General features: G+C 39.0%; 7 protein-coding genes. 5 read left to right on the plus strand and 2 right to left on the minus strand.

Annotated features, from left to right (window positions below):
* From ADICYQ_RS14285 to ADICYQ_RS14310, 5 genes are all read left to right on the plus strand, one after another.
* A partial coding sequence (locus ADICYQ_RS14285) for an LLM class flavin-dependent oxidoreductase (protein WP_040416400.1) occupies window positions 1-760 on the plus strand: 760 nt, incomplete at its 5' end.
* A gap of 547 nt (window positions 761-1,307) precedes the next feature.
* Window positions 1,308-2,960, plus strand: a complete 1,653-nt coding sequence (locus ADICYQ_RS14295) for a hypothetical protein (protein ID WP_081652362.1) — start codon at window positions 1,308-1,310, stop codon at window positions 2,958-2,960.
* 665 nt (window positions 2,961-3,625) lie between these two features.
* Window positions 3,626-4,771 (plus strand): efflux RND transporter periplasmic adaptor subunit, encoded by a 1,146-nt coding sequence (locus ADICYQ_RS14300; RefSeq protein ID WP_040416402.1) that lies wholly within the window; start codon window positions 3,626-3,628, stop codon window positions 4,769-4,771.
* A 49-nt stretch (window positions 4,772-4,820) separates the two neighbouring features.
* Window positions 4,821-7,976 carry an efflux RND transporter permease subunit gene (locus tag ADICYQ_RS14305; RefSeq protein WP_020892793.1) on the plus strand — a complete coding sequence of 1,052 codons (3,156 nt, stop codon included), beginning with the start codon at window positions 4,821-4,823 and terminating at the stop codon, window positions 7,974-7,976.
* Window positions 7,977-7,987: 11 nt separating this feature from the next.
* A complete protein-coding gene (locus ADICYQ_RS14310) occupies window positions 7,988-9,466 on the plus strand; it encodes an efflux transporter outer membrane subunit (RefSeq protein WP_020892794.1) in 1,479 nt (492 codons plus the stop codon).
* Between the two features lie 309 nt (window positions 9,467-9,775).
* On the opposite strand, the gene feoB is transcribed toward ADICYQ_RS14310, so the two are convergent.
* Window positions 9,776-11,887, minus strand: a complete 2,112-nt coding sequence (feoB, locus tag ADICYQ_RS14315; RefSeq protein ID WP_020892795.1) for a ferrous iron transport protein B — start codon at window positions 11,885-11,887, stop codon at window positions 9,776-9,778.
* Window positions 11,888-11,890: 3 nt separating this feature from the next.
* Window positions 11,891-11,995, minus strand: coding sequence for a ferrous iron transport protein A (locus tag ADICYQ_RS28730; protein ID WP_235114682.1), 105 nt, complete (start codon window positions 11,993-11,995; stop codon window positions 11,891-11,893).
* Between the last annotated feature and the right edge of the window lie 321 nt (window positions 11,996-12,316).

Here is a 12,316-nt window from a genome sequence, read left to right on the forward strand (position 1 = left end):
CCCCATGATTGTAGCCGAGCAAATCGGAACACTTGATTCACTTTATCCTGGCAGAATAGATCTGGGATTAGGAAGAGCTCCTGGAACAGATCAAAAAACTGCTTCCGTATTAAGGAGGGGAAGGATGCAGACGGTTCAGGAATTTCCTCAGGATTTGGAAGAGTTACAAATGTTTTTCTCTGATGAAAACATTGATTCCCCTGTTCGTGCTTATCCTGCTGAAGGGCATAACATACCCATTTATTTATTGGGTTCAAGCATGGACAGTGCTTTCATGGCTGCAAAAAAGGGTCTTCCCTATGTTTTCGCAAGTCACTTTGCTCCTGCATATTTTGCCCAGGCATCAACCTATTACAAACAAAATTTCAAACCATCTCAACAAAACAAACATCCATTTCTAATGGCATGTGTAAATGTTATCGTTGCAGATACGGATGAAGAAGCCGAATATTTGGCCACTTCATTTTACCAAATGGCTTTAGGTATTGTAAGAGGCAGGTCCTATCCTTTGTCTCCTCCAGTGAAAGACATGAGTGAGATTTGGTCACTTCAGGAAGAAGCGGCCATTAAACAAATGACGAAGTTTGCTTTTATTGGAAGTTTCGAAAAAGTCCAAAAAGGCTTAGAAAGCTTTATTGACCAATATGATGTGGATGAGGTGATGGTAACCACGAATATCTTTGACCATGACAAAAGGCTTAAATCCCTGGAATACACTGCTAAAGCTTTGAAATCACTTTCTAAAGAAAAACAGTTATAATTAAGGTAAGATTTATTCATTTAATAAAAAGGCCAGGTGTTTAATTTTCACCTGGCCTTTTTAATGCCTTTAAATGGATAGGGAAACAAGAAAAACGACAATGCAATGAAGCAACTTGGGTCATTGCCAATTACTTTATTCCTGCCTTATGGTAATCATTAAAATGGATCTTTAGGCTTGCGGGTATAAAGAACATAACGCATTAATAAAAAATTAATCAAAACCATTAATAAAAATAAAAAATGGAGTCTTAAAGAAAACTAACATCTCAAGGGGTTAAAAGAGATTAAACGGTGCGCAGTAATAAGGACTGGCAATGGCTTTGCCCGTTAACAAAACAAGGATGTTGTTCACAAAGAAATTCCATATTCAAACTCCTTAAACTTTTGACAAACACTGGTGGAATGTTTATTGCATTTTTGCATAAAAATCACCAGTTTGGGAACAGTTACACATTTAAACTTACTATTTGATCCAAAATAAGTAATGGTTTTCCCATTGCCTATTTCGGGTTTATCAATTGAACTGATTACCATTAAATGAACCCATGATGAGAAATTTGCTCCTTTTGTTTTTTGTATTCACCTCTGTTTTTGTATCCCAGGGGGAGACCAAAGACCCTCTTGGAAATGTTGTGATCACATCCGACAAGGGTAAAACCCAAGTACAAAGCAATGAAAAAGGGGAATTGCTTATAAATGTATCACCCAAGGACATCCTCAAATTCAAAGAAAATAAATTGGTTAAGTACAGTGACTTTGGTGCCAAAGGTGATGGAAAGTCCGATGATATAGATGCCATCGCCGGAGCGCATGCCTACGCCAATGAGCACTCTTTAAAAGTAAAAGCAGATGATGGAGCAAGTTATTATATCGGAAAAAAAGACCGAACAGCCTATATCCAAACAGACACAGATTTCGGAACAGCTACTTTTATTATTGACGACACCGACGTTGACAATCTTAAGGCTGCTGTTTTCACCGTTAGTTCCAACCTGAAACCGTTCAAACTTGAGGGGATAACTTCACTTAAAAGAAATCAGAAAAAGATAAAGGCTTCCTTGCCAGGAACATCCCTGATTACTGTATCCAATTCCAATGTGAAGCACTACATTCGGTATGGCAGTAATCAAGACAATGGTTCTGCACAATCAGATATTTTTATTGTTGATAAGAACGGTAAAGTAGACATGGATGCTCCCATTATCTGGGACTTTGATGAAATCACGGAAATAATGGCTCTTCCTATAGATGAAGAAACACTAAATATCACTGGTGGACATTTCATCACAATTGCCAATAAGGAAGAATCGAAATACAACTACTACAGCCGCAACCTATTGGTAAACCGCTCTAATGTAATTATCGATGGGCTTGAGCATAAGGTAACAGGAGAAGGTGAACATGGCGCTCCTTATGGGGGGTTTTTAAGTATAAGAAACTGTTCTTATGTAACGGTCAAAAACACTATACTTACCGGACACAAAACTTATAAAACCATTGGGTCGGCTGGAAATCCAGTCTCCATGGGTACCTATGACATACTGGTTGGAAATGCGCTTAATATTTCCTTCATAAACTGTAGCCAAACAAATGACATCGATGACAGAGAATATTGGGGGATAATGGGTTCAAACTACTGTAAGAATCTCTTATTTGACAACTGTACATTTTCCAGGTTTGATGCACACAAAGGCGTTGCAAATGCCACCATTCGTAACTCAACTTTAGGTCACATGGGCATAAATGCCATTGGTAGTGGAACATTGATTGTTGAAAACTCTACTTTACGTGGAAGAAGTATAATCAACCTCCGCTCTGATTATGGCAGTACCTGGCAAGGAGAGTTAATTATCCGCAACTGTGTTTTTATACCAAATGGAGGTAATACAAGTAGCCCAGCATTAATTAGCGGTTCTTACTCTGGCCAACATGATTTCGGTTACACCAGTTATATGCCTGAAAAGATAACGATAGAAAACCTTAAAATCGATGATTCCAACCATCCGGAAGACTATGAAGGACCTGCTATTTTCACCAACTTCAATTCTAAGAATACAGATGCTACTTACCAGGAAAAGTATCCTTATGTTTTATCCAAAAAGGTTATTCTTAAGGATGTCACCACAAAAAGTGGCAAAGAATTAAGGTTAAGTGAAAACCCATTCATGTTTAACGAAATAAAAGTTATTACAAAATAATATAACTAGTCACCATTATTTTCGGCCTTTCAAGACTCTTGAGTATCTCCTGTTGGATTCAAAGTAATACAATAGGGTCACAACAATCAGGATAGTCAATATAAAGCTATCGATTAGAAGCCCAATATTATTTGTTTGCCATCCAATGGTCAAGAAATCACCTGAGAGGCCTTATGGTCTCTATCAAACCCAAAAACTCACATAGCGATACTATGTGAGTTTTTTTTATGCCCCCCCTCTATCCTTCACTATTTGCTAAAAGAACTTAGAATTTGAAAACATATTCCTAATAATGGCCCTAAATCAACAATAATAACCGGTTATTTAGTGGGCCTCACCGATCCTTGACATTAGCAAATTCCAGCTGAGAAAAGCCCTTTTCTCCATTTTGTAAAATAAATTCGTGAAATATTTACTTTTTTTATCCCTGATGAAATCATCCAATTTTCCGAAGCCAATTTTGAAAAATAGCAATTAAACATAATTAAAAACTATTTTTTCTTTGTTTAATAACAAATATACTGACTAAGAACCAGTCAAATAAATTTCACTCCTTTCATCACAGATTTTATTGGAATACTTTTTGATTAAGTCATAAATCAAATCATTCAAATGGTCAATTTTAAAAAACCAGACCATAAGAATAATAAAATTTTATATAAATAATGAGACTAATAAAATCAATATTCAACGAGAACATTTTGTTGATTCCGATAATTGTAATGATTTCTTCGGTAAATTATTCTTGCGACAGTAAGGGAGAGCAGGTAGAAGTAGAAACACTTTCATTACCAGTTACCACTGTTCAGAAAGATTCTGCCGTCACTACTTTCGAATACTTGGGAGCGATAGAAGGCAAGGTAAACGTTGAGATCCGTCCACAAGTTGAGGGCTTATTGGATCAGATCCATGTGGATGAAGGAGATTTTGTAGAAAAAGGGCAGCTATTATTTAGTATTAATGCCTTGCCTTATGTAGAGCGTCTCAAAAATGCACAGGCTGCAGTAGAGGTAGAAAAAGCAAAACTTGAAAATGCCAAGATTGAAATGGAAAGGCTACAACCCCTAATTGACCATGAAGTCATCTCGGAGGTGCAAATGAAAACAGCACAATCGAACTATGGCGTAGCAAAGGCATCACTTTCTCAAGCAGAAGCATTGAAAGGCACTAGTCAAATAGACATGCAGTTCACGCAAATAAAAGCTCCTGTAAGTGGCTATATTGGCCTAATCCCAATGAGGGTAGGGAATTTATTGTCTAAAGGAGACGATGAACCCATTACTACTTTATCAGAAATCAGCGAGGTCTATGTTTATTTTGCAATGAGTGAATCCAACTACTTGTTTTACAGAAAAATGAAAGAGGATTCAACCGCTCGTAGACTAAACCCCAATGTTAAATTGATCTTGGCAGATGGGACTATTCATTCTGAAGAAGGAATAATTGATGCGGATGCCGGACAGATAGACCGGAACACTGGTGCCATTACTTTAAGAGCAAAATTTAGCAATCCTGACAAACTTCTGAGAAGTGGTAACACAGGTAAAATTATTTTGGAACAAATACACCCTAATGTATTGATGGTTCCTCAACAATCAATTACCAAAATTCAGGACAAAAACTTTGTCTTTATCCTAAAAGCTGACAGCACAGTAAGAAGACAAGAGGTCAATATTTCAGGCAAAGCGGGTCAAAACTATATTTTGAAAGAGGGCGATCTTTCTGAAGGAGAAACCATTATCCAATCAGGTGTAAATAAAATCAAAGATGGGATGAAAGTGGAGGGCTACCAATTGACGGCTATACCTTAAGCTTCCCACTTTATAGATTGAAAATTAACTACCACCAACTTTTAGATGTATGATTAAGAAAATAATCGACAGGCCTGTCTTGGCCTCTGTTATTTCAATATTAATAGTTCTCGCTGGGCTGATAAGTTTGATGCGTCTCCCAGTAACCAGATTTCCAGACATTGCCCCACCAAGTGTAAATGTTGGCGTGAGTTATCCGGGAGGAAATGCCGAGACAGTGGCCAAATCAGTGTTACTACCATTAGAGGAGGCAATAAACGGTGTAGAGAACATGACCTATATTCGTTCCAAAGCCACCAATTCCGGCATAGGTAGCATCAATATATTTTTCAAACCAGGTACTGATCCAGACATAGCTGCTGTCAATGTCCAGAATAGTATTTCAAGAGAGATCGGCGAACTTCCTCCAGAAGTAATCCAAGAAGGAATCTCTGTGGTGAAAAGGCTTAGTGGCAATATAATGACGATCAACATTTTAGCCACAGAAGAGGATTCTCCTTATGATGAAACTTTTATTCAATCCTATTCCAGGATCAATGTAAAGCGAGAACTTTTGAGGGTAGAGGGTGTGGCCCAGGCTTCATTCGTTGGGAGAAGGACCTATGCCATGAGGGTATGGCTAAACCCCGAAAAACTTGCGCTATATGGGCTTGTCCCCCAAGATGTAACCAATCAAATCAATGACCAAAATTTTGAAGCAGCCCCAGGTCGATTTGGAGAAACATCTGATGAGATTTTTGAAACCATCATCAAACACAAAGGTCGGTTCAGTACTCCTGAAGAGTATGAGAACATTGTTATCAAATCCAACAAAGATGGCTCCATACTCTATTTAAGAGACATTGCAAGGGTAGAGCTGGGTGCTTCGAATGTGGGTAGTGACAACACCGTGAATGGTAAAGCTGCAGCTACGATTAATATTACGCAGACCAGTGATTCAAATGCCAAAGAAATAGATCAGAAAATCCGGGAGGCTATGGAGAGAATTTCCAAAAATTTCCCCGAAGGAATCACCTATGAGATATCATACTCTGTAAGAAATCAAATAGACGAATCCATAGACCAGGTAGTACACACCATCATTGAGGCTTGTATTCTTGTGTTCATTGTCGTTTTTATTTTCTTACAAGATTTAAGATCAACGATCATTCCTGCCATTGCCATTCCTGTTTCGTTGATAGGTACCTTTTTCTTCTTACAACTGCTCGGCTTCTCAGTCAATGTCCTTACGATGTTTGCACTGGTGCTCGCCATAGGTATTGTAGTGGATGATGCAATTGTGGTGGTAGAGGCGGTTCACCACAAGATGACCCATGATAAAATGCCTGCAAAAAAGGCGACCATTGAGGCAATGAAGGAAATATCAACTGCTATTATCTCCATTACCATCGTCATGGCGGCCGTTTTCGTCCCAGTAGGGTTTATGGAGGGACCTGTGGGCTTGTTCTACCGGCAGTTTGCTTATACTTTGATTTTTGCGATCCTTATTTCTGCTTTAAATGCCTTGACCTTAAGCCCTGTTTTATGTGCTTTATTGTTGAAGCCTGCCAAAGAATATGAAGATAAATCAGCTAGTAAATTTTCTCGTGTTAAGCATAGGATTTTCACTGCTTTTGAAACAGGATTTGATGCCTTCACCAATAAATATGTAGGAGTAGTTACTTACTTACTTCACAAAAAATGGATACCGCTCAGTGCCTTGGTCGTATTGTTGGCACTTACGGTAATTATGTTCAGAAGTACACCTAGTGCATTTATACCGGCAGAAGACGATAGTTTTCTAACCTATTCCCTTACCATGCCTCCTGGCTCCTCTTTGCATAGGACTTCAGGGCCAATGCATCAGGTAGATTCCATTCTTAGGGGTCATGCTGCCGTAAGAAGTGTCAATAGTATTTCGGGATTTAATGTAATGGAAAATGCTCCAAGCCCCTCTTTTGGGATGGGGTACATCAACCTTAAGCCTATTGATAAACGTGGAGAAACCCAAGAAATCAATTCTTTAATTTCTGAATTAATTAGGGATTTATCACATATTCCAGAAGCTGAAATCAATGTATTCGCAAGACCGACTGTTCAAGGTTTTGGGGAATTTTCGGGTCTGGAGATGATTATCCAGGATCGAGTAGGAGAAAGTTTTACCGATTTTAATAAAGAAGCAGATAAATTTATCGCTGCTGTAAATGAAAGACCTGAAATCGAAAAAGCATTTACCACGTTTAATGCCAATTTCCCTCAGTACCAAATGAACATTGATTATGTAAAGGCAAAAAACATGGGGGTGAGTGTCCGAGACATGATGAAATCCGTGCAGGCCTATTTTGGGAGGTTACAATCAGGTGACTTTAACCGATTTGGCCGGCAGTACAGGATCTTTGTACAAGCTGATGTTCAATATAGGACGGAGAAAAAATCTTTAGATGCAATTTTCGTGAGAAATAACCTTGGAGAAATGGTACCTGTAAATACGATGGTTACCCTTGAAGAGGTAAATGGACCGGAAATAGTAAACCGCTACAATTTATTTAACTCCATCACCGTCAATGCAACACCTGCGGAAGGCTACAGCTCAGGAGATGCTTTGGATGCCATGGAAGCCATTGCCGCAGAACTTCCTACCAACTATAGTTATGAATGGACAGGAATGAGTTTGGAGGAGAAAGAGTCAGGCTTTCAGACAGCCATTATCTTCATTCTAAGTATAGTGTTTGTATTCTTCCTTTTGGCAGCCCAATATGAGAGTTATCTATTACCATTTGCGGTATTGCTCTCCATACCGTGCGGGCTTTTAGGTGTATTTGTCGCTATTAATCTGGCAGGAATAGACAACAATATATACGTACAGGTAAGTATTATCATGCTTATAGGGTTATTGGCTAAAAATGCAATTTTGATTGTTGAATTTGCTACTCAAAAAAGGAGACAAGGCATGAGTATATTCAATGCTGCTGTCGAGGCTGCTCGACTACGGATCAGGCCAATCATCATGACATCCTTTGCATTCATCGCAGGATTGATTCCTTTAATGAGAACAGTCGGAGCATCTGCACAGGGAAACAAATCGGTAAGTATAGGCGCAGCTGGGGGAATGCTCTTCGGGGTAATTCTGGGTATTTTCATCATCCCTACCCTCTATATGGTTTTCCAGTATTTGCATGAAAAAACCAGAAGAAACTCAGGTAAAAATAATCCTGTCGAAGCTTAAAATTTGAAAATATGTTATTCAAAAATAAAATAAAATATGCTTCCCTACCTGCTCATTCGATTATTTTAATAGTAATCATGACCTTGTGGGGATGTAAATCAGGAGAAAATTATGTGCAACCAAACTTAAACCTCCCTGATGCATTCAAGTCTTTTTCTTCCGACGAATCAGACAGTCTTTCAATAGACACTACAAACATCGGGAAAGTGGAATGGAAGGTGTTTTTCGAAGACACGACCTTGTTGCAATTGATCGATGACGGGCTACGCAATAACCTTTACTTAAAGCAAATTGAAAAGGAAGGTGAAATTGCCAATGAATCTTTTAAGCAATCCAAAGCAAACTTCTTACCTCAACTCACAGCCATACTTGAAAAGAGGGATGATCGCTATTCAAGAAATTCTTCGACAAGAGAAAGTGTCAATTTCTATGGCGACACCAATTCACCCAACCAATGGTATGTCACCAGGGCCAGTAATATGGCCGCACTACAGTCTAGTTGGGAAATCGATTTGTGGGGAAAATTCAGGCGGTTAAAGGAAGCTAATTTAGCCCAATGGCAACAAAGGGAGGCCTATACCAAGGCAGTAAAAACGGATGTTGTCGCTGAGATTGCAACTTCCTATTATACATTACTTATGCTGAAAGAACAGCAGCAGGTTGCTGAATACAATTTAAGGTTAAATGATTCTACGCTGAGTATCGTAAAACTACAGTACAGGGCCGGCGAAGTCTCTTCTTTGGCGATTACACAAACCGAATCCCAAAAACTAATCTCCGCATCATTAGTACCTCAAATAGAGCGTGAGCTTGAAGTTCAAAAAAACAGGCTAAACGAATTACTGGGGGAATATCCTAAGGAGTCAATTGATGTTCAAACGGGTTTAGGTGACACCAGATTGCTCAGTGAAGTGGCTGTGGGCGTACCGCTAGAGCTTATTAAAAATAGACCAGATGTATATGCGGCCGAATTGGCTTTGGTAGAGGCAAATGCTCAGGTAGGGGTCTCTCAAGCAATGCGCTATCCATCCTTGTCCTTAAATGCCCAGTTAGGTTACGACGCGATAAACCTGTCCAATATCACGAATCCCAGCTCTCTGTTTGGTGTCTTTATAGGTTCACTTACACAGCCTATCTTTCAAAATAGGAAGCTAAAAACGAGGTATAAAATATCCCTTTCAGAAAGAGATATTGCTGAACTTGCCTTCCGAGAGAAAGTGATCCAGGCGGTATCTGATGTATCCAATGGAATGGTTACTATTCAAAAGTTGGAAGAGGAATATGTGTTGGCCGAAAGACGGCTGACAAATGCTAGAAAAGCGGTGAAGGAATCCTATTTGTTATTTAGCAGTGGGTATGCGACTTACCTGGAGGTGATCAACGCCCAAAGCAATGCACTGGAAAGCGAACTATACATGGTAGATGTCAAAATGCAAATGCTGGTAGCAAATATAGAATTGTACCGAAACCTAGGAGGTGGATGGAACTAAGCCACAAGCTTAGTTTCCAAAAAATAAGATAAAAAATCTTTTAATATTAGCTGATAAAAACAGCGGTATTGTTTCTTTATCAAACTACATAATTCACCAGGCATACCTCCAAATTTGGGTATGTCTGGTGAATTTATTTGTTATTCATCAATTTTTTAGATTAAACAACTTCTATGAAGCTGTTTATCCGCATTTATCACAACCGCAACCGGTCTGGGGTTTAGCGGACTTGCGAAACCAAGTACGGTAAATCCACCCGCCAATAACGGTGACAAATAAAACTAAAACCAACACTTCCTGCCACATAACTTAAGAGAATATTTGATAAGTTGCTAAAGCACCTAAATAGGCTATAATCGTCATGAAAATGGTTTGTAATACTGGCCATTTCCAACTCTTTGTTTCCCTGTAGACCACTGCTACAGTACTCATACACTGCATTGCCAAGGCATAAAAAACCATCAAGGAAAACCCTGTGGCTCTGTCAAAAACCTTTTCACCAGTATCTGCATGCACCTGCTTTTCCAGCTTTTGTCTGATTGTTAATTCATCCTCAACTTCTTCCCCAACACTATATATTGTAGCCACGGTGGCCACAAAAACCTCTCTGGCTGCAAAGGAAGTTAACAGCGCAATTCCTATTTTCCAGTCATACCCTAAAGGACGAATGGCTGGTTCTATTGACTTTCCTAAGATTCCTATATAAGATGACTCCAATTCCTTTGATGCATAAACATGCATTATTTCTTCTTTTTCACTGTCTGTTGCCTTCTCCAACATGGCTATCTTTTCAGCCTCCACAGCTTCCATTCTTCCTGATGGTCCATAACTGGCCAATACCCACAAAACTATAGAAATTGCCAAAATCACTTTTCCTGCTTCAAGAACAAATATTTTTGATTTATTGAACATGGTCATTAATACAGTTCGCAGTCGTGGCATTCTGTAAATTGGCAAGTCCGTCATCAAGAAGCTTTTCTCTTTTGTTTTAATGATAAACTTAAGCGCAAAGGCTCCTAGCAATGTAAAAACAGTACCAAATAGGTACATGACTAAAAGTGCAATGGCCTGAAAATTAATCCCCATCCAGGCTTCATCTGGCACCGTCAGTCCTATCAAAATAACGTAGACAGGCAACCGTGCAGAACAACTCATCCAAGGGGTTACCAAAATGGTTATCAATCGTTCTTTGCTGTTGCTAATGTTTCTACTGGCCATTATACCTGGTATGGCACAAGCCATTCCTGAGATCAAAGGCACCACACTTTTTCCATGCAATCCAAATGGACGCATGATACGGTCCATAAGAAAAACAACCCTAGAGAAATAGCCTGTATCTTCCAGAAAAGCAAGGAAGCCAAACAATAGCGCTATTTGGGGAATGAAAATCACCACACCACCAATACCTGTTATGATCCCTTCGGCCAATAAATCTGTAAAAACTCCTGGAGGCAGTGTTTCTACCACCCAACTACTTAATGAAGCAAAAGTACTGTCTATAAAATCCATTGGCGCTTCAGCCCAGGCAAAAATTGCCTGAAAAATGAGCAACATGATACCAAAAAAGGTTACATACCCCCAAATAGGATGAAGGAAAATAGCATCCAATTTCCCATGAAATTTTCTTGGCTCATTCGTTCCCGAAAGCACAGATTTACTAAGTAGCTCCTTAATTTTTCGGTACCTATCAGTAGTTTCTTTTGTCTGTTGCTCCTGGTTATCAAAATGAAAAGCCGAAGCACGTTCTTCCAACCACATCCGTTTTTCCTCAGATAAGGTAGGATCAAAAGAAGCAAAAATCAATTGTTGAAAGGCCTGATAGGGCTGGCTAAAACCAAATTTTTCTTGAACTTCTCCAAGCAACTCAGGGAATTCAAGCTCATGAAAAGGTTTCCCCACAACAAATTTATCTTCAAGAAATAAAGACTTTACCGTGTCTAGCCCCTGATTGTTTCGGGCATCGGTCATGACCAAAGGAACGCCTAATTCCTGGTACAATGCAAATGTTTTAATGTTTAAGCCCCTTTTTTCTGCCAAGTCTTTCATGTTGATCACAAAAGCAATTGGAATCCCTAGATCCATCACTTGGGTACCAAGCAAAAGGCTTCTTTCCAAGTTACAGGCATCTAAAATCACTAGTGCGGCATCGGGTTTTTCTTCTCCTTGACCGTTGAGGACTTTGTGGGCAATAACTTCATCCTCAGATTTAGGTAAGAGGCTATAGGTTCCTGGCAAATCTATCAACTCAAAACGCTGCTCACCGCTTTGAAAATAACCGACCATTTTATCAACAGTCATTCCAGGATAATTACCGATTTTTTGACTTAAGCCTGTGAGTTGGTTAAAAATACTTGACTTCCCCACATTTGGATTACCAATAATGGCAATTCTTCGTGTACCCAATTTTTCTGCTATTTCCATCCCCTATTCTGCTTTCAAATGAATCAGATCAGCCTCCTCTATTCTTAAGGCAAGTATATTTCCGTCAATTATAAATGCCATAGGGCCATTAAAAGGAGCTTTTTTCAATAAGCTAATTTTTTACCTGGCAAAACCCCCATTTCCATCATCCTCACCAAAAGGTTAGAGTTGGTTATGCTGGCAATTTCGTGTACCGTATTGTTATTCAGTCGTGCTGCAGTCATGGGAATTCGGTTTTAAAGACTTATCTGCATCTTTGATTTCAATGCGCAATTTTAACATAATTTTCTCGTAAAAATAAGGATTTTCGCCTTTATTTAGATTGAATAAATTATGTTATCTCCAAGCTTATAACCAAAAAATACAGCTTGTAAGTTCGCAGAAAGGCAAAGCATTGCAAAAAAAATAAAACATGACAAAAATCAACCG

It is taken from the genome of Cyclobacterium qasimii M12-11B (assembly GCF_000427295.1).
Lineage (GTDB): Bacteria > Bacteroidota > Bacteroidia > Cytophagales > Cyclobacteriaceae > Cyclobacterium > Cyclobacterium qasimii.